General features: G+C 60.8%; 19 protein-coding genes. 9 read left to right on the top strand and 10 right to left on the bottom strand.

Annotated elements, in window-relative coordinates; all coding sequences use genetic code 11:
- Positions 1-289: 289 nt before the first annotated feature.
- Positions 290-1,060 (bottom strand): EAL domain-containing protein, encoded by a 771-nt coding sequence (locus ICI42_RS22025; protein WP_188166757.1) that lies wholly within the window; start codon positions 1,058-1,060, stop codon positions 290-292.
- A 290-nt stretch (positions 1,061-1,350) separates the two neighbouring features.
- Positions 1,351-1,938 carry a TetR/AcrR family transcriptional regulator gene (locus tag ICI42_RS22020; RefSeq protein ID WP_188166756.1) on the bottom strand — a complete coding sequence of 196 codons (588 nt, stop codon included), beginning with the start codon at positions 1,936-1,938 and terminating at the stop codon, positions 1,351-1,353.
- A 116-nt stretch (positions 1,939-2,054) separates the two neighbouring features.
- Here ICI42_RS22020 and ICI42_RS22015 point away from each other — a divergent pair, with 116 nt between their 5' ends.
- Both ICI42_RS22015 and ICI42_RS22010 read left to right on the top strand, forming a co-directional pair.
- Positions 2,055-2,453 (top strand): RidA family protein, encoded by a 399-nt coding sequence (locus ICI42_RS22015; RefSeq protein ID WP_188166755.1) that lies wholly within the window; start codon positions 2,055-2,057, stop codon positions 2,451-2,453.
- Positions 2,454-2,614: 161 nt separating this feature from the next.
- Positions 2,615-3,241 carry a LysE family translocator gene (locus ICI42_RS22010; RefSeq protein ID WP_188166754.1) on the top strand — a complete coding sequence of 209 codons (627 nt, stop codon included), beginning with the start codon at positions 2,615-2,617 and terminating at the stop codon, positions 3,239-3,241.
- Between the two features lie 15 nt (positions 3,242-3,256).
- Here the strand turns inward: ICI42_RS22010 and ICI42_RS22005 are convergent, their stop codons facing one another.
- Positions 3,257-4,153 (bottom strand): DMT family transporter, encoded by an 897-nt coding sequence (locus tag ICI42_RS22005; RefSeq protein ID WP_188166753.1) that lies wholly within the window; start codon positions 4,151-4,153, stop codon positions 3,257-3,259.
- A 165-nt stretch (positions 4,154-4,318) separates the two neighbouring features.
- Between ICI42_RS22005 and ICI42_RS22000 the strand changes: the two genes are divergently transcribed.
- A complete protein-coding gene (locus ICI42_RS22000; protein WP_188166752.1) occupies positions 4,319-5,209 on the top strand; it encodes a LysR family transcriptional regulator in 891 nt (296 codons plus the stop codon).
- A gap of 153 nt (positions 5,210-5,362) precedes the next feature.
- Here the strand turns inward: ICI42_RS22000 and ICI42_RS21995 are convergent, their stop codons facing one another.
- Entirely contained in the window at positions 5,363-6,118 is a 756-nt protein-coding gene (locus ICI42_RS21995; protein WP_188166751.1) for an SDR family NAD(P)-dependent oxidoreductase, read from the bottom strand.
- A gap of 289 nt (positions 6,119-6,407) precedes the next feature.
- Between ICI42_RS21995 and ICI42_RS21990 the strand changes: the two genes are divergently transcribed.
- Positions 6,408-7,301 carry an AraC family transcriptional regulator gene (locus ICI42_RS21990; protein ID WP_188166750.1) on the top strand — a complete coding sequence of 298 codons (894 nt, stop codon included), beginning with the start codon at positions 6,408-6,410 and terminating at the stop codon, positions 7,299-7,301.
- Positions 7,302-7,657: 356 nt separating this feature from the next.
- On the opposite strand, the gene ICI42_RS21985 is transcribed toward ICI42_RS21990, so the two are convergent.
- From ICI42_RS21985 to ICI42_RS21965, 5 genes are all read right to left on the bottom strand, one after another.
- Positions 7,658-8,386, bottom strand: coding sequence for a glutathione S-transferase family protein (locus tag ICI42_RS21985; protein ID WP_210317451.1), 729 nt, complete (start codon positions 8,384-8,386; stop codon positions 7,658-7,660).
- A 61-nt stretch (positions 8,387-8,447) separates the two neighbouring features.
- Positions 8,448-9,464, bottom strand: a complete 1,017-nt coding sequence (locus ICI42_RS21980) for an MBL fold metallo-hydrolase (protein WP_188166749.1) — start codon at positions 9,462-9,464, stop codon at positions 8,448-8,450.
- 16 nt (positions 9,465-9,480) lie between these two features.
- Positions 9,481-10,797, bottom strand: coding sequence for a TRAP transporter large permease (locus tag ICI42_RS21975; protein WP_188166748.1), 1,317 nt, complete (start codon positions 10,795-10,797; stop codon positions 9,481-9,483).
- Positions 10,794-11,354, bottom strand: coding sequence for a TRAP transporter small permease subunit (locus tag ICI42_RS21970; RefSeq protein ID WP_188166747.1), 561 nt, complete (start codon positions 11,352-11,354; stop codon positions 10,794-10,796). The genes ICI42_RS21975 and ICI42_RS21970 overlap by 4 nt, the downstream gene beginning before the upstream one ends.
- Before the next feature lie 69 nt (positions 11,355-11,423).
- Positions 11,424-12,497 carry a C4-dicarboxylate TRAP transporter substrate-binding protein gene (locus ICI42_RS21965; protein ID WP_188166746.1) on the bottom strand — a complete coding sequence of 358 codons (1,074 nt, stop codon included), beginning with the start codon at positions 12,495-12,497 and terminating at the stop codon, positions 11,424-11,426.
- A gap of 156 nt (positions 12,498-12,653) precedes the next feature.
- Between ICI42_RS21965 and ICI42_RS21960 the strand changes: the two genes are divergently transcribed.
- From ICI42_RS21960 to ICI42_RS21940, 5 genes are all read left to right on the top strand, one after another.
- Complete coding sequence (locus ICI42_RS21960) at positions 12,654-13,361, top strand: TetR/AcrR family transcriptional regulator (protein ID WP_188166745.1); 708 nt, start codon at positions 12,654-12,656, stop codon at positions 13,359-13,361.
- A 39-nt stretch (positions 13,362-13,400) separates the two neighbouring features.
- Complete coding sequence (locus ICI42_RS21955) at positions 13,401-14,387, top strand: fumarylacetoacetate hydrolase family protein (protein WP_188166744.1); 987 nt, start codon at positions 13,401-13,403, stop codon at positions 14,385-14,387.
- A gap of 77 nt (positions 14,388-14,464) precedes the next feature.
- The gene (locus ICI42_RS21950) at positions 14,465-15,991 is read left to right on the top strand and encodes an AMP-binding protein (protein WP_188166743.1); all 1,527 of its coding nucleotides are present in this window, start codon (positions 14,465-14,467) and stop codon (positions 15,989-15,991) included.
- Between the two features lie 488 nt (positions 15,992-16,479).
- Complete coding sequence (locus ICI42_RS21945; RefSeq protein ID WP_188166742.1) at positions 16,480-17,067, top strand: YqaA family protein; 588 nt, start codon at positions 16,480-16,482, stop codon at positions 17,065-17,067.
- Positions 17,068-17,088: 21 nt separating this feature from the next.
- Positions 17,089-17,604 (top strand): disulfide bond formation protein B, encoded by a 516-nt coding sequence (locus tag ICI42_RS21940; RefSeq protein ID WP_188166741.1) that lies wholly within the window; start codon positions 17,089-17,091, stop codon positions 17,602-17,604.
- 135 nt (positions 17,605-17,739) lie between these two features.
- Here ICI42_RS21940 and ICI42_RS21935 read toward each other — a convergent pair whose 3' ends face one another.
- Entirely contained in the window at positions 17,740-18,297 is a 558-nt protein-coding gene (locus tag ICI42_RS21935) for an HNH endonuclease (protein ID WP_188166740.1), read from the bottom strand.
- Positions 18,298-18,357 lie beyond the last annotated feature (60 nt).

Here is an 18,357-nt window from a genome sequence, read left to right as displayed (position 1 = left end):
GCTCCTTGTTGAAGAAGCCCGTCATGCTCTGCCGCTACCGCGCCAGGCTCAATGGAAGCCCGACCTCCGGCCTGTGCCCTCTATCTCAACCCAGGCGCCCTCCCGCGCGAGCGGGTTCGTTCACCGACCCATTTCTGGCTGAAGAGTGGCCGATTCTGTCAGTTTGCTTCTGGTCGTCGAGGTTCGGATAGCTTCCGTTAGACGTGAGCTGATTTCGACAGGAACTCCAGCCCAAAGCGGACATTCGCCCGCACCCAGCAGGTGGGAATCAAGTCAGGATGATATTTAGCTAGCAGCGCAGTTCGCCCAGGAAAGGCAGTTCATCTTCAGTGCGGAACATCTCGAGCTCTGGCTTGGCAAAAAGATAGCCCTGCACGAGCGCAATGCCGGCCGCCCGCAGCGACAGAAGTTCAGCTTGCGTCTCCACGCCCTCGGCAAGAACGATCACCCCAAGTTCCTTGGCCATCTCGACCAGGTGCCGAATGATCACTTGTCGGGCTAGCGACGTCGCGATACCGCGGATTAGTTCCATGTCCAGCTTGATCACGTCGGGCTGGAACTCCGCAAGTAGCCCGAGGCCCGCATAACCCGCGCCGAAATCATCCAGCGCTGTGGTAAATCCCATCTGCTTGTAAGCTTCGATGATGTTCTGCACATGTGCGGTATCAGCGATCTTCTCATTCTCGGTAAACTCAAACATCAGTCGCTTAGGGTCAAACTTGACCCGGGCAGCCGCTCCGAGGGAGGCGCGGATGCAGGCTTTGGGTTCATAGACGGCATTTGGCATGAAGTTGATCGAGAGCTTCGCCTTCGAGCCTTGGGGCATCATTGCCCCCGCCAGTTCGATAGCCTTGACGCGGCACGCCTGGTCGAATGTATACCGGTTCTGCGCGGTAACCTGTGAGAGGATCGTTCCGGCCCCTTCGCCGGCCAGGCCGCGCACAAGCGCCTCATAGCCCCATATCCGGCCTTCAACTACATCCACGATCGGTTGGAACGCCATCGTGAATGCGATGTCAAAGGAGCTGTCATCACGGCATCGCTTACATTTCTCAGGCATATTCCATCTCCTTGGCGAAGCGCGACGGTATGCGCGAGGGGTTAATAAGCAGCGACCTCATCGGTTGCAGAGCTAGTTGACACGGGCGTGGTGTTAGTTGGCTTCGTGAGTTTGACAAAGCTTGGAACTAGTCACTCGGCGGTCAGGGTGGGACCGCTTATGTGTCTTGAAGGCCTCCGAATCCGTTAGACAGACGACAACTCTGAGTTGACGTGCGAAGCCTGCGCTGGGTACTATCGAGAGCAAAGTCTCCACGCTCGCCCAGCACGTCCTGGTGCCGGCACCCTGAATCAGTTGATCCGCAGTCCGGCGGCCATCGCATTGAAAGCCTCGACCACCCTTGGCAAGGTCTTGACCGGATCATCGCTCGCGGCGACCCAGAGGGCGGCGTTGAGCGCTGCACCGTTCAAAAGCCGCGCTATTGCCTCGGGATCGACTTTTTTCAGGCGCCCCTCGGCGATCAGCCGCTCGACGGTCCGCTTTGTGCTTTGCAGGCAGCTATCCTGGCTCGGCCACTGCGATGGATCGCCCAGCACGGCGGGTCCATCCAGCAGCACAATGCGCTGAACCTCGGCATCGAGCGCCATTTCTATGTAAGCCGCTCCCTCGGCAAGCAGAGCCTCCCACGGATCAGCCTTGAGCGCACCGACCTGCTGCGCCTTCTGTGCCATGGCGCTGTCGATCTGATGCACCACCGCGGCAAGCAGGCCCTTCTTGTCGCCGAAATTGTGATAGAGAGCGCCGCGGGTTAACCCCACAGACGCTGTCAATTCATCCATGGACGCTGCCGCGTAGCCGTGCGCCGCGAACGCCTTCCTTCCGGCTTCGATCAGCTTGAGCCGGTTCTCTTCCATCATTGCCTGGCGCTTGCTGGCCATCAGAATACCTTTTCACATACGCAGCGTATATGGGATTGACATACGGGGATCGCTGTATTCTACATACGCCGCGTATATCAAATCCCACAACCGGGCAAACAAGAATCGAGCCACAGATGAACAAACGTGAAGCTGTCTTCCCCGCTGACCGCCATGCCCTTTACGAAGCTCATGGCTATTCCGCAGCAATCCGCTCCGGCGACCTACTTTTCGTGTCTGGCCAGGTCGGCAGCCGACCCGATGGCTCTCCCGAGCCCGACTATTCTCAGCAGGTAGAGCGCGCATTCCAGAACCTACAAGCCGTCCTTGATGCAGCAGGCGCAACGTTGGATGACATCATCGACGTCACCAGCTTCCACACCGAGCCGGAACGGCAATTTGAGCCTTTCATGGCCGTCAAGAACCGCTATTTCAACACCAAACCCTATCCCAATTGGACGGCTATCGGGGTCAACTGGTTGGCCGGGTTCGACTTTGAGATCAAGGTCATCGCCCGCATTCCTGCAGCCAACTGACGGAAACCTTAGACCGGATCACTCTCGGCCAGCGGGCTGCTGACCGCAGCTGGATCACATCGGGACAAAATCATCGCCGCCCGCCGGTCAAGCAGGGAACTCCAGGTGCAATGGCACTCTTATGCGATACGCGCGTTGTCGTTCAAATCTGGAGGTGCACCATGAGCTCGGAGATCGCAGTTGTCGCCACCACCCTTGGCTTCTACGCCCTTGCAGTGGCCAGTCCGGGTCCAAACTTTGCGCTCATCTCTAGACTGGCCCTGTCGGGTGCTCGCCGCGCGGCCATTGGCGCGACATTGGGTCTCGCGCTCGCGGCGACATTCTACGCCATCTTGACCATCACGGGATTGTCGATTGCGCTGACGCGTATCGGCTGGCTCGCAAGCCTCGTTCAAATCGCAGGCGGATGCTACTTGATCTATCTCGGCGTGAAGGCGTGGCTGGGCGCTAGGCACACCCTTTCGCCGGAAAGCAGAGGGTCGGCACATGACAGTGCAATCAGTGGGCTCCGGACGGGTATCATCGTAAACCTGTCCAACCCAAAGGTGATCACATTCTTCCTGAGCCTTTATGCAGTCACGGTGCCCATGGGAGCCTCTTTATGGACCAAGCTATCCCTGCTGACGGGCGGCTTTCTCCTTGAGGTGGTTTGGTACGGCCTCGTCATCGTGCTCCTCTCCACACCTCCGGCTCGGGCGATTTACGATCGTGCCGGTCAGTGGATTGAACGCGCGGTCGGCACTGCACTTGCTGCGTTCGGGCTGCGCTTGATCTCGGAAAAGCTCTGAACGCGGACCGGCAGCTCACCCGCGTGATGTCAGCCAGACCCCCACCAGCGTCACCGCGAGGCCAATGAACATCGCCGGAGTCAGCGGTTCCGAGAACAGCATCCAGGCCCAAAGCATGGTGACCGGCGGGCTGAGGTAGATCGCAGCGCTCACCTGCGCGACCGTGTAAAGACGAAGCATCGTGTAATAAACCGCATAGGCGAGGAATGTGGCAAGGAGCACGAGCCAGACCATGCCAATGGCGAACTCGCGCGTCAGCGGCGGTTCCAGGCCCCCTTGATAGAGACCGCAGATGCCGAAGAGTACTGCACCGGTCAGCGAATGGATACACAGACTCTGGTGGACGGGCATGTTCAGCGACGCCTTCCCTCTGCGCAGAACGGACGCGACGGCGAAGACCAACATCGAGCCGATGGTGAGCCCATAGGCCCACAAAGGCGCCGCTCCGAAGCTCAGACTGTCGAAGGAGACAATCAGCACGCCCGTCACGGCGATCGCGGTCCCCAGCCATTGCCGTCCCGAAAGCCGTTCGCCCAGAAGCGGCTGCGACAGGGCCGCCATCGCCAGCGGCACCAGATCCGAGATCAGCGCGACGAGCCCGGTCGGCACCCTCTGCTCGATCGCGAGCGCAAAGCCACCGAGATAGATGAAGACGGCCATCACGCCGAATGCCATCTGCGGCAGCACCGCCGAAAGGCGTATCCTCGGCCCGAAAGCCAGGGCGAAGGGAAGCAGGATGATACCCGACAGCAAGGTTCGCCAGAACAGAAGGACGGCCACGCTGGCCTCCTCGCTCGCATATCGGATGCCGACGAAGCCGGAACTCCAGCCGATGATCATCAGTGTAGCGAGGAGCGGCAGAAGCAGGCGGGAACGCGACGTTCCGACGATGTCTGTGGAGAGGGTGGCCATGGCGGTTCCGGAGCAAGTTTCGGCCACGGATAGGCGCTCGGAACGCGGCATGCACATGACAAATTTCGATCATGATATAAAATATCGCTCTAACTTGTAATAATATCTTGTTGAAGGATGCAATGTGGTACATCATTTACAGAACGATAAGACTTGGAAACATCGATGATCGAGACGACCAGCAGGCGACTGGAGATCGACGCCTTGCGCGCCCTTCGGGCTATCAAGCTGCATGGCGGCATTACACGCGCCGCCGAAGCGCTCGGCCTGTCGCAATCTGCCGTCAGCCACAAGATCAAGCGGATGGAGATCAGTCTTGGCTGCGACCTTTTGGACAGGCGCCCAGGCGGAGGCACGTTCACGGCGGATGGGGAAGCGCTTCTCGCCTACGCCGACAAGATTCTCGGCTTTCACGACGAGGCGCTTATCAGCCTGGCGAAGTCAAATCTGGAAGGCCGCATTCTGCTCGGGCTGACCGAGGACACGACCTGTTCGGACCTGTCGCGAATTCTCGGCCGCTTCCGGCGCCTGCATCCGCAGGTGGCCGTCCGGACGAAAGTGCGCATGAGCCTGGTGCTCCGGTCCATGCTGGAGCGCGGGGCACTGGACGTCGCGATCATCCAGGTCTTCGCGCACGAGGTCCGGCCGACGGATGTCGTGCTGTTCCGCGAAGACTTGCACTGGGTGAAGTCGCGCCAACTGACCCTGGAGAATGGCAGTCCCCTGCCGTTCCTTTCCTTCGATGACGATTGCTTCTATCGGCGCTGGGCCATCGACATCGGCCAGGACGGCGGCGCGGATCTGGAAACCGTATTCGAATGTGCCAGCGCTGCTGGCATCATCGCGGCGGTACAGGCTGGCCTCGGCGTCGCGCTTCTCAGCGAACGTCACCTGCGCCCGGAAATGGAGATCATTCGCGAGCGCCTGCCGGCTCCGCCGCCCCTCGTCTATGTCGTACGTCGGGCCAAGAAGGCGAGAAACCCGGCGCTGGAAAGCCTTGTAGCCGAGGTTGAGGCCGAGATCAGCCGATACGGCAAGCTGGCATTGGCCGGTTGAGGCTGTCGGGATATTGCGAACCTGTCGTTTCCGGCTGCGGATGTCGTCACACGATCATCAAGAACGAACGGTGTTTGGCGCAACCATCCGTGCTGGGTGAACTCGCCGGAGTGTCGGGAGGCCGCGCGAGGCGGCCTCTCGATTTCCGGCGTGTCAGATGACCTGACCGCCGGATACTTCGATACGCTGGGCGGTGATCCAGCGGTTATCCGGACCGAGCAGGCTTGCAACCATCGGCCCGATGTCGTCCGGTACACCCACGCGACCGAGCGCAGTCATGCCGGCGAACTGCTTGTTGAGATCGGGCATGTCACGAACGGCGCCGCCGAGGAAGTCGGTCTCAATAGCACCCGGAGCTACCGTATTGGCAGTGATTCCACGCTCGGCGAGTTCCTTTGCCATATACACGGTCAGGATTTCGACGGCGCCCTTGGCGGCGGAATAGGCCGCGAAGCCGGCCGCCGAGACGCGGGTGAGACCCGAAGAAAAATTCACGATGCGGCCGCCATCGGCCAGCAGCGGCAGCAGGCTCTGAGTGAGGAAGAAAACGCCTTTCACATGGGTGTTGAACAGAGCATCGAACTGGGCCTCCGTCGTTTCGGCAAAACTCGCCATTTCGCCCTGGCCCGCGTTGTTCACAAGGTGGTCGAAGGTGTTGCGGTCCCAGGTCGCTGAGAGGGCATGCCGGACACTGTCTTCGAAGGCCTTGAACGAGGCGACGTCGGTCACGTCGAGTTGGAGGGCGACAGCCTTGCGACCCAGGGCCTCGATCTCGGCGACGACGGCTTGTGCATCGGCGACGCCGCTGCGGTAGGTCAGGATGACGTCGCCGCCGTGACGCGCGATGCTGATCGCAGTGTTGCGGCCGAGACCACGGCTACCGCCTGTGATGATGGAAACTGTATTCATGTCTGTTCTCCTTCAATCCGTTTGCTGCGGACAGGGAATCTATGACAGGCCTCGCGGCCCGGCGGTTGTCTGATCTTCGGCAAGCCTTGCCTATTTCTCCAGACTGACACCTGATGCGGGCTGCGGAATACGATCAACCACGTACGACGCAGAGACTAGACGGTTTGAATACTTCCTCTGATCGGCGTTGTCGTGGGACTCAGAATCCTTGCCTGATCCACCAAGTGACTTGCGTGAAAGGCCGCCCCGTCTTTAAATGCCGGTGTTTTGTTAATCGGAGTGAATAGCGATGAACAGCGCTCTGCTGGATTGCGTCCGCCGCTTCGCAGATGGCAATGCCGACAAATTCGGCGTTGCCCGCACGCCGTTCCCGGGCCTTTTCGCTATGCGTGCGACGGCTCCGAGTGAGCTTCAATATGCGATTTCGAAGCCACTGGTGGCGCTCGTTCTTCAGGGAACCAAACGTGTTACGGTGGGGAACAGGAGCTTCGATTTCGGAGCTGGCGATTCCTTGCTGATTGCTGCCGACGTTCCGAATGTCAGCCAGATCACGCGAGCCAGTGGCGGAGTGCCATACTACTCGCTCGTCCTCGACATCGACCCGGCGGTGACGCGGTCCCTCGTGGTGGAAATCGGCATTGCCCATGCCGAGACGGGTGCTTCCATTCGCGTCGATCCAACCGAAGCGGAGGTTGCTGACACAGCACTGCGTTTGATGCAACTGCTCGATCGTCCGGCTTCGATCCCGGTTCTGCAAAACCAGCTGATTCGTGAAATGCACTACTGGCTGCTGACAGGTCGCCACGGTGCAGGCATCCGTGCGCTCGGGGTCACCGACAGCCATGCAGACCGCATCGGGCGGGCCGTCGCGCTGATCAGAGCAGCCTACTCGGAGGCGCTGACGGTGGAAAAATTGGCCGAAGTCGCAGGCATGAGCCTTTCATCGTTCCACCATCACTTCCGCATCGTTACATCGCTGTCTCCACTCCAATTCCAGAAGCAACTGCGTCTGATCGAGGCTCGGCGGATGATGATGTCCGAGGGCATACTGGCCAGCAACGCGGCATATGCTGTTGGCTACGAAAGCGTTCCCCAGTTCACGCGAGAATACGGCCGGTTGTTTGGAGCCTCACCGGCAAAGGATGTTCGGGACAGCTTTGGCAAGAGCCAGATCGCAGCCTAGGGTCGCGACGACTGTTGATGAGCGCCTCACCCGATCCTTCCCGCATAGGCTGGCGGCGTAACGACGAAGCCCGATCATCCAATGGACAGCGTCCAATTTTAAGAAGCGCGGTGGCCGTCTCCTTCAGCCGAGATGGTGGCGGCGTTGCCGTGACAGTCGGCGCCATCTGCATGGCCGCTTCCCAAACTCCGCCGTCCAAAAGCGGTCGGGCAAAAAGCCATCGGGCACACTTCGCTGGGTTCCGACCGCAATGAATTGGAAAACGATCCGGGCAGCTGTGGGGACCGTTACCGGACACTCCGGATAGCTATCGACCAACCGAAGTGCAGCCGCTCGATAGGCCCTTGAGCCTCCGGTCAGATGTGCGCGCCCAGGTCTCGAGAACCCGGCATGTAGGCCACATTGAAATTGGGACGCGCCTGAATTCGTTCGTACCAGGCGGCCACCCGGGGTAGACGATCCCAAAGGTCCGTACGGCCACAGTCCTCCAAGCGGACGACCGTTGGGGTCATATTGACGTCAGCGATCGAATACTGATCTCCGGCGATGAAAAGCCCATGTTCGAGTGCAGCCTCCATCCTTCCCAATGCTTGGGACAGGCGATCAAGCGATTCGCCGATTTCCTGGCTCGAAAAGCCGTTGCGACCCATCTTTCTGTAGAAGTGTTTGCGAAGTGGCAGACGCTCCGTATAGTCCCAAAATTCCGTCTCGGTCATCCGTGACCATATCGGCACGAAGAACGTGTTAAAGGAAATAGGACGGATCGAGGGCGTCGGAACTTCGTCGATATATTGGCGCCAGGCTCGCATGTGCGCAAGTTGCCGGAGATCTTTCGGCCGCACCGGATTGTCCGGAAATACCTCGTCAAGGTATTCCGTGATGACGCTGCTCTCGATGATGGGAGCCCCATCATGGACAAGTGTCGGGACAACGCCATTGGGGTTTAGTTTCAGATATTCGGGGGTGAGATGCTCGCCCCTGCCAAAGTTCAATTCCTTGCCCTCCCAATGGAGCCCTTTTTCGGCGATGACAAGACGCACCTTCTGGCTGCAAGTTGAAATGGGGGCGTGGTAAAGCGTCAACACGATTAAATCCCTTCAAAGACACCAATCGAACTGCATTCGTCTTCGTTCAGATTGTGGTTGATCAGTATGCGTCGTGCTTCAGGCCGCATGCCTTGCAGTAGGCCTCGTGGACGGGTCCTCGGCCGAGATTGTGCCGGAAGCTTTTCATCTCGGCGAAGTAAGGAATTGGTGCGCGCGTCGGCCTGACCGGTGCATTGCCGAAATCGTCGAAGAGTGTCTGGAGCGTGACGACCACGCGCTCGGCGTCGTTGCGGTCGCGATAAGGCCCGAGATCGACCTTGTAGGCTGCCGCGAGATAGTCGAGCCCGTCTTCCCAGAGCGGCCGCGCTGCATCGGAAACATATTGGAGATAGTCGCGCATCTCGCGCACGTCGTCCTTGGTGGAGATGGGACCGTGGCCGGCGACGATGGTCTCGACATCCATGCCCATCACCATGTCGCAAACGTCGATCCAACGCTGGACCGGGCCATACCATGCAATCGGCGTGCCGCCGGTGAAGAGGATGTCGCCCGTATAGATGACCTTGTCGTCCGGCACGTAGATCAGCGCGTCGCCCAGCGAGTGCGCCGGGCCGACCTCGATGAGTTGGACCTTCTTGCCCCCAACCATGATGTCCATCGTGCCGGAAAAGGTCTCCGTCGGCGGGGTGAGTTCAATGCCCGAAAAGTCGAAGGGCCGAAAGCATTCGCGCATGAACACGCCAGCGCTGCCATACTCTTCCGCATTGGTGACGATCTTCTGCACCACCGTGGGATCGAAGCGCGCGAAGTCGTCGACCGTCCCTTGGGTGCCGATGATGCGTGCGCCCTCGACAAGCTGGTTGCCGAAGGTATGGTCGCCGTCGGCATGGGTGTTGACGAGGATGCCGATATCCTTCGCTGCGGGGATGGAGGCGCGGTAGGTCGAAAGCATCTCCGCCGTCAGCTTCAGGTCGAACAGCGTGTCGACCATGAGCGTCGCGTCGCCGTCTACGATCAGGCCGGCATTCGACCAGCCCCAGCTTCCGTCGGGCATAATATAGGCATAGCAGCCGTTGCCGAGGTCGTGCATGCCCTTGGTGAATTGCCATTTAGCCATCGGATTTCTCCTTTTTTCAGATGAGCGCCGTGGCAAGCCACGGGAAGAGGAAGACCAGAACGAGCACCAGCATCATCATTCCTGCAAAAGGCGCCGCGCCGGCGAAAATCTCGTTGAGGGTTACCTTGCTGTCGGGTCCCATCGTGGCCTTGACCACGAATACGGCGATGCCGAAGGGCGGCGTCAGAAGCCCGATCTCCACGGCGATGACCATCAGAACGCCAAGCCAGATCAGATCGACCTGCATTCCCATCAGGATGGGGATGGCGATCGGCAGTGTCAGCAGCATGATCGAGGCAGAGTCGAGGATCGTTCCGAGCAGAATCACCACCAGAAGCAGCGCGACGATGATGCCCGTGACGCCCAGTCCCGATTCGACCACCCACGACCCGAGCCAGCCGGGCATGCCCGACATCGCCAGCATGCGCGAATAGAGGCTGGCGCCGACGATTAGGAAGCAGATGGAAGACGTTGTATGCCCAGTCTGCACCAACACCTGCCAGAAGCTCGTCAACGACAGCCTGCGCTTGACCAGAGAGATCAGAAGCGCGCCAAGCGCGCCCGCCGCGCCTGCCTCGGTTGGTGTGAAGAAGCCCCCATAGATGCCGCCGAGCACCAGCGCGACAAGGACGACGATCGGCGCGAGCTTTCCCGCCATCTCCGCAGCGCCCATCTCGCGCACCGGCTCCGACGTCGCAATCTGGCGACCGCCAACGAAGGATGGCCAGAATCGCCCCATGGCAAGGATGCCCACGCAGTAGATCAGCGCTAGGAGAGTACCGGGGATGATGCCGGCGATGAATAGCGAGCCGACGGACTGCTCGGTGAGCACGCCGTAGAGAATGAACAAAAGGCTCGGCGGCAGCAGCATTCCCAGGACCGACGAACCGGCAACGACACCCACGGAGAAGCGCGGCGTGTAGCCGTGGCGCATCATTTCGGGCACGGCAACCTTTGTGAACACGGCCGCCGAGGCGATGGAGATGCCGGTGATCGCCGCGAACACCGCATTGGCCGCGACGGTGGCGATACCGAGCCCGCCGACGACCCTGCGGAAGACCTGTGCCGCAACCTCGAACGTGTCGCGGCCAATGCCGGCAACTGCCACCAGCAGGCCCATCAACACGAAGAGCGGCACGACCCCGAAGATGTAGTCGGCGATGGCGTCCTTGAATGCCAGCACCAGCATGTTGGAAGCGATGTCGAAATTGCCGCGCAGAAGCCAGACGCCGCCGAAGGACAGCAGGATCAGCGCGATGGCAACATGCATGCCGGAGTAGATCAGCAGCAGCATGACGCCGATGGACAGGAATGCAATCTCTACGCCGCTCATCGGCTGAGCCTCCGTGCCGCGTGTACGTCGCTCCAGGCGAGCAGCAGGAACTGGATCGCCGTTGCGATGATGCCAAGAAGCACCAAAGCGTAGAGCGGCCATTGCGGAACGGTGAAGAAGCCGGGATTGCCCATAAAGTTGCGCTCCGGATGCTGCCAGGCAGCAGCCAGGCTCGGCGCGTATTTCCAGGCGACCAAGGCCAAGAGAAGCCCGCCGATCAAGTGGAACAGCGCCAGCACCATGAAGCGCACACGCGGCGCGCGGCGCTCAAGCAGGTTCAAAAGCACATCCGAGCGGGTCATCGAGCCGGAGCGCAGCGTGTGTGCGAGTTGCAGGAAGACGATGCCGACGATCGAGAAGGTGACCAGTTCGGCAACGCCCGCGATCGGGCGGTTGACGAAGCTGCGGCCAATGATGTCAGCGTTGATGAGAACCATCAGGCCGATGATCCAAAGCGTGCCGACCGCGTTCATGGCGCCGATGATGCGTGCGAACGGACCGCTGGGTACGTGAGGGGGTGGCGCGTCGTCACGCGGAATTGCGGCTTCGTCAGCCATGAGAGCCTCCGGTCTAAATCGGGGAGCAGTGGGCGTCCGCGTCTTTGCGGCGCGGACGAGGTTGGCGGATCACTCCGCCAGATAGTCACGCTCGAAAGTGAAGCCCGTGGCGGCGAGGTTGTCGCGGTAGGCTTCCAGCACCGCTCTTGCCGGTTCGCCTCGCGCGTCTGCCGCCGCCATCCATGCCGTGGTCGGGTTCGGCAGCGCAGCAATCCATTTGGACCGCTCGGCCCTCTCGAATTCCACGATCGTGCCGCCGGTTTCGCCAAGCTTCTTTCGTGCCGCCTCGTAGTTGGCTTCCTGTTCGTCGAAATAGGCGCTGGTATAGGCGGTCGCTGCAGTGCGGAACGCAGCTTTGGTCTCGTCGGAGAACGTGTCCCAGACCACCTTGGAGACGCCGAGGCCGCCGATATACATCGCCCCGAAGTTCACGTCGTTCCAGTAGGGCGCAACCTCCTGAAGCTTGGCCGGCACATTGGCGGTAACCCAGCCGATATTGCCCTCGTAAACACCGGTCTTGATGTCATTGTAAAATGTTACGTAGCTGCCTTGGACGCCCACTGCGCCGGTGCCTGCCAGCCAGCCGAGGTTGGGGCCGGATCCCCCGAACTTGACGCCATCCATGTCGGCGATTGTCTTGAGGGGCTTGACCGAAGCGATGTTGTAGTCGTCGATGGCGATGCCGCCGCCGATGTAGATCACGTCGGTCGCTTCCTCCAGACCGGCCAGCGCACCTTCGGTGTCTGCCAGCGCCTTTTCTACCGCCGCCGTCACGCCGCGCGCATCGGCCGGGCCGAACGGCATGGCGTAAGTCATGTTGAGCAGGCCCATCGTTGCCGGGTTGAACACGCCGCTCATCTGGCCGACATCGATGATGCCGCTCTGGAATGCTTCTGTTTCAGAGCCGAGCTTGACGATGGTGCCGCCGTATCCCTGCGTCCACTCGATCTCCACTTCGCCCGTCTTGGCCAGCTCTGCATCGACAGCCGGTATGAAGGTCTCCTTCAGGTGCTTCACCCACAAGAACACCTCCGGATGGCCGGTGGCGACTGTGAGACGGATGGTCTGCCGAGCGAATGCCGAACTGGAGCAGAAGCCGAACGTAATGGCGGCCAAGCCGCCACAGATAGCCTTGCGATACATTGATTTCCTCCCTGGTCGTGTCCGGGGACACTCCTCACCCCGTACCGATAAGAGGACGCTAGCCGCATTTGAACACATTGACAATAGTTTTGATATATCGTTCAATTCAGTCATTCGCAGGCTGCCTTTGCGCTGCCACGAGGGATGGTGACCGACATGAGCAGACCCAAAAAAAATCAGCAGGAACACGTTGTTATCTCTGTGGAGCCAACCCAGAGAAATGCCGCCCACACCCGGGCGCGCATTCTGGAAGCAGCCGAGGCCGAGTTCGGCGATCACGGATTCGACGGCGTTTCCGTGCGCCAGATCGCGTTGCGCGCCGAAGTCCCGGTCGCCCTCATCAACTATCATTTCGGCAGCAAGGAAGGCCTCTATCGCGCGATTTTCGACATGCGCGCGCCGATGATCGTCGATCAGCGACTCGCCGGCTTGCGGCTGGCCGAGATGGAGCCCGACCGCCAGCGAAAGGTCGAGATGATCGTCAAGGCGGTCCTGGTGCCCAACCTGCACATGCGCAGTGCTGAAAGGAGCTCGAGCTATGCGCGCATCCTGGCACGAGAAGTGTCGGACCCAAAGTCCCTCGACCGCAAGGTGATCGAGGACTATCTCGACCCGGTTGCCTACAAGGTCATGGATGCCCTGCATCGAGCGATGCCCGACCGCTCGATTGAGGAGATTAATTGGGGCTACCAAGCGATGCTGGGCGTCATGGTGTTCACGATGGCCGACATGGGACGCATCAGCCGGCTTTCCGGCGGACGCTGCGACCCGGAGGACGAGATGGCGACGGCGAACCATCTGGTCGCCATCATGACAGCTGCGCTGCTTCATGCTCGCGTTTCGCCATCGAGCCCGAACGAATGATTGGCGTGTGACGCCGCAAAACTTAACGGGAGGACAAAGATGAAGCTCGTAACCTATGACAGGCAGGGAGCCCAGCGGGCCGGAGCGCTGGTCAACGACGATGCTGCCATCGTCGATCTCGCAGACGCGCATGCAAAGACGTTTGGTGAAGATTACGCCCCTTTTTCATCTGTGCAGGCGATGATCGAAGGTGGCGACGCGGCCCTCGACCGCGCCTATGAGACGGTGAAGAAGGCGACCGCCGACGCCATCCAGCGTGCTGGCGTTCGCCTGCTCGCTCCCGTGCCGATGCCGATCCAGATGCGGGACTGCCTCTGCTTCGAGACCCATCTCAAGCAGTCCTTTGCCGCCGTCCGTCAGGTGCGCGCGAATGCAACCCCAGACCCGCAAGCAGCGATGCGCGAGTTCGAGGAGAAGGGCGTCTTCGCCGTCCCTCAGACCTTCTACGACCAGCCGATCTACTATAAGGCCAACCGTTTCTCGGTGATCGGCACCGATGTGGATGTGCCATGGCCGAGCTACTCCAAGCTGATGGATTTCGAGCTGGAGTTCGGCTTTTTCGTCCGCAAGAAGGGCGTCGACATCGCCCGCGACAAGGCGCGCGACTACATTTACGGCTACACTATCTTCAACGACTTCTCGGCGCGCGACGCGCAGACGCAGGAGATGGGCGGGCAGCTCGGCCCAGCCAAGGGCAAGGACTTCGATTATGGCAATGCCATGGGCCCTTGCCTCGTCACCGCCGACGAGATGACCGACCCTTACAATCTGACCATGATCTGCCGTGTCAACGGCGAAGAGTGGGGCCGCGGCAACACCTCCACGATGCACTGGAAGTTCGAGGACCTGATCGCCCATGTTTCGCGCTCTGAGACTCTTTATCCGGGCGAGTTCTTCGGCTCTGGTACCGTCGGCAATGGCTGCGGGCTCGAGCACATGAAGTTCCTCAAGCATGGCGACGTGGTCGAACTGGAGGTCGAGGGGATCGGCATCCTGCGCAACCGCGTGCTCGTGCGCGGCCAGTAGGCCCGCTATCCTATGGCAGTCTCCCCGCAGGATTTGGGGAGGCTGCGACCTCGCATGCTTGCTGGAAAGGCTCTGCCATGAATGTCTATGCCATGCTGGCCGATGCAGTGCGTCGTCGGGCCGAGGCAACCGCGGTCCGTTGGGGCGAAAGCCGGCTTTCCTATCACGCATTCGACGGCGTCTGCGCCGCACTTGGGGACTGGTTCGCCGAAAACGGTTGCATGCGAGGCGACAGGGTGCTGCTTTTCCTGCGCAACGGCTTCGCCTTCCCCGTTCTCCTGATGGCGCCGATGCGCGCGGGGCTGGTTGTGGTGCCAGTCAACGCCAAGCTCCATCCGCGCGAAGTGGCGTGGATCGCTGGAGATGCCGAGCCCAAACTGGTCGTCACGCATGCCGAATATGTCGCGGACATCCGCGCTGTGCTACCGGCTGGCGTGGCACCGCGCATTGTCGCCATCGAGGACCTTTCGCTGCCCTCCCCAGTGGAGAGGCCCCTACCGCCTGCCGATGTGGAGCCCGACGATCCGGCATGGATATTCTACACGTCCGGCACCACCGGCAAGCCCAAGGGCGCAGTACTTTCGCACCGCAACCTGGTTGCCTCGACGGTGAATTGCCTTGCCGACATCTTTCCATTTGTCGAGACCGACCGCGTGCTGCATGTCGCGCCGCTGTCCCATGGTAGCGGCATCTATCTGCTGCCATCGCTGGCGCGTGGCGCGGAAAACATCATATATGACCGCCCGGGCTTTCGACCGGACGAAGTACTGGACACGGTTGCGGCCCTGTCCGTATCGGTCATTCCTTTCGTCGCGCCAACGATGATCGTGCGCTTCCTGGAGGCTGCTCCGCGTACCGACATTGGCAGCCTGCGCGGCGTCGTCTATGGCGGGGCAACGATCCATCTCGAACATATCCGCGCGGCCGTCGCCCGCTTCGGCCCGATCTTCCACCAGCTCTACGGGCAGGGAGAGGCACCGATGACGATTTCCTACCTGCCGGGCGAACTGCATCGCGATGCTGACGACGATACGCTGCTGTCGGCCGGCTATGTCCGCGCCGGCGTCGAGGTGCGGCTCGTCAATGAGGACGACCGCAACGTTCGCCCCGGCGAAGACGGCGAGATCTGCGTGCGCGGCGATGTCGTCATGCAGGGCTACTGGCGTAATCCCGAAGCAACTTCCAAGGCGCTGCGTGGCGGCTGGCTACATACCGGGGATATCGGCCGTTTTGATGGCGCCGGACGCCTGCGCGTGCTCGACCGACGCCATGACACAATCATTTCGGGCGGCACCAACATCTATCCCAAAGAGATCGAGGACGCGATCGCCGCCCATCCGGGCGTGCGCGAGGTCATCGCCTTCGGCGTTCCCGACGACGAGTGGGGCGAGAGCGTCGCCGTCGCCGTGGTGGCGGACGACGCGTTGCTGGATGCAGACGCAGTGCTTACCCACTGCAAGTCAAACCTCGCCTCCTTCAAGAAGCCGAAGCACGTCCTTTTCCTCCCGGAGCTGCCGAAGAATGCATACGGAAAAGTACTTCGGCGGGACTTGCGCGAGGCCTATTTCAAAGCTGCAGTCCTACACAACCCGTCGGTCAGATAGCCAGCCGTTTTGAATGGTGCTCCTGGCACTCCACGATATGGAGCTTGCACGTGCCGTTCTCCGCACCGTCACCTCGAGACATATTGGCCCGCGATCTCGGACACACGCAGGCCCGCGCCGAAGGCAACGCCGAGCGCGGCCTTGTACTTCAGGCCGGGTGTGGCTTCGAGCAGTCGCCCCGCTCCTTTAACGCTGAGTACATCTGGCAGCTTGCGGCGATAGCGAGTTCCTCTCGTGAAGGGAGCTCCACGGTCGGCTCGCCCGCCGCAACCTGCTCAAAGCTACGAAATATTACGCCATCTCAGGGCAAGGCGCTCCTCCCGCGAAAGCGGGTTCGTGCTGAGGGGCGCGTTGCTGCCGTTCGTCAAAACGAGCGTGAACGTCCGCTTCCAGGCAAATTTGCCTGAATGACCGGCGCGGCGCCATTGTGCAGTGCGGCAAGTTTCACTAAACAGAGCCCACGAGCGACCGGCCCAAAAGGGAAATGCATGCTTCGCGGACTCTATGACTGGACACTGTCGCTCGCAGCCCGAAAATCGGCCGAATGGTGGCTTGCCATCATCGCCTTCGTCGAAAGCTCGGTCTTTCTGGTGCCGGCGGATGTCCTCTACGTGCCCATGGCGATCGCCCGTCCGGACAAGGCCTATCGCTACGCGCTGATTGCCACCATCGCGTCGGTGCTGGGCGGCATTCTGGGCTGGGCCATCGGCCACTTTGCCTACCAGGCCATCGCCGTCCCAGTGCTGGAATTCTACGGCAAGTTCGATACATTCGAGCAGTTGAGGCTCAACACTGGCGTCGGCTTCATCCTTCTGATGCTGATCACCTCCGGTCTTGCCCATCTCCCCCCGATCAAGGTCGTGACCATCCTGTCGGGCGTTGTCGGCTTTCCGCTGCATCTCTTCATCCTGTCGGCAATCGTGGCACGCGGCGCGCGGTTCTTCCTGCTGGCCTGGCTGCTCCGCCGCTATGGCGAGCCGATCCGTAACTTTATCGAGAAGAGGCTCGGTTTGATCGCCGCGGCAGGTGCGGCGGCCCTCATTCTGCTTTATGTGCTCGTCAAATATCTGCACTGAAGACTGCAACGGACTGCCCTCATGACCATCGCCTCCGCCCCTACCCCGCACCGCCGCCATCTCGCGACGGCGCTGTTCCTTGCCGTCGCCATGGCGGCTGTCGTTGGCACTGCGCTCGGCTTCCAGCACATTGGCGGCTATATACCCTGCAAGCTCTGCTACGAGCAGCGCACGCCCTATTACGTTGGCGTGCCGATCATGGTCCTCGCAGCGATTTCAGCCGCCCTGCGGTGGCCGCTCTGGGTAACGCGCGGACTGCTTCTGATCGGGGGATTGCTGATGACCTACAGCCTCTATCTCGGCGTCAAGCATGCCGGTGTCGAGTGGGCCTGGTGGGCCGGCCCGACAGATTGCGGCGCCGTCGACTCCGTCGATACCGGTGGCAAGGGCGTGCTCGACGCGCTCAACACCTTCGTGCCGCCAAGCTGCGACAAGGCCGCATTGCGCGTGCTGGGTCTGTCCTTCGCCGGCTGGAACGCGGTCGCCAGCCTGTTTCTCGCGGTGGTCGCCTATCGCGGCGCCGCGACACGTTCTTAACATTGATAGAGCACCGGCCTGCATCCCGATCAGGCCGAGCCGAGAATGGTTGTGTTCGAGAACCGAAGCGGAGCCTACTTCAGTACGTGAGCATCGGAAGAACACGGCTATTTGCAGGCCGGGCTCATCGGAATGCTACGGCTCCAGTTCCACATCCCAGTACAGATAATCCATCCAGCTCTCATGCAGATGGTTGGGCGGGAAGAGGCGGCCATTGTTGTGCAGATCGTGCACGGTCGGCTGGAACGGTTTCTGCAGCGGCCACATCTTGGCATGAGCCGGCATCATGCCGCCCTTCTTGAGATTGCAGGGCGAGCAGGCCGCCACCACGTTCTCCCAGGTCGTCGCGCCGCCGGCATGGCGGGGAATGACATGGTCGAAGGTCAGGTCCTCATGCGTCCCGCAATACTGGCACTCGAAACGGTCCCGCAAAAACACATTGAAGCGCGTGAAGGCGGGGTAGCGCGACGGCTTTACATAGTTCTTCAGGCTGACCACGCTGGGCAGGCGCATGGAAAATGTCGGCGAGGAAACCGCGTGATCGTATTCGGCAACGATGTTGACGCGTTCGAGAAAGATCGCCTTGATCGCGTCCTGCCAGGACCAGAGCGACAGCGGGTAATAGCTGAGCGGACGGTAGTCCGCATTCAGCACAAGCGCGGGAAGCCCATTGGGAGACACCGCTACCGTCACTACGCTCACTCCTTATCGGCTATGAACTTTCAGGTGCGGATACTGTAAGCCCGACATGAC

The organism is Oryzicola mucosus (assembly GCF_014534685.1).
GTDB classification, from domain to species: domain Bacteria; phylum Pseudomonadota; class Alphaproteobacteria; order Rhizobiales; family Rhizobiaceae; genus Oryzicola; species Oryzicola mucosus.
This window is presented reverse-complemented; position numbering and strand designations above follow the sequence as displayed.